Here is a 273-nt window from a genome sequence, read left to right on the forward strand (position 1 = left end):
GAGCTAATCCCCCATGGGCATAACGTGGTAGGGCTGGTTGGACTCGAACCAACGACCCCCGCGTTATCAACACGGTGCTCTAACCAGCTGAGCTACAGCCCCGAAACTGTGTTCTTTGTTCAACAGTCGATAAGTGTGGACGTTTAATGATGAGACTTTTCAATCTCCGGTGCTACTCTAGAAAGGAGGTGATCCAGCCGCACCTTCCGATACGGCTACCTTGTTACGACTTCACCCCAGTCACGAATCCTACCGTGGTAAGCGCCCCCCTTA

At 52.7% G+C, this 273-nt stretch carries 1 tRNA gene and 1 rRNA gene; both read right to left on the minus strand.

The features are described from left to right. Window positions 1–25 precede the first annotated feature (25 nt). A tRNA-Ile gene (locus ACHAC9_RS24635) sits at window positions 26–102 on the minus strand. A 79-nt stretch (window positions 103–181) separates the two neighbouring features. Then, window positions 182–273: ribosomal RNA gene (locus ACHAC9_RS24640) — 16S ribosomal RNA — on the minus strand; the annotation flags it as partial.

This window comes from Massilia sp. CMS3.1, assembly GCF_051262535.1.
Classification (GTDB): Bacteria; Pseudomonadota; Gammaproteobacteria; order Burkholderiales; family Burkholderiaceae_D; genus Telluria.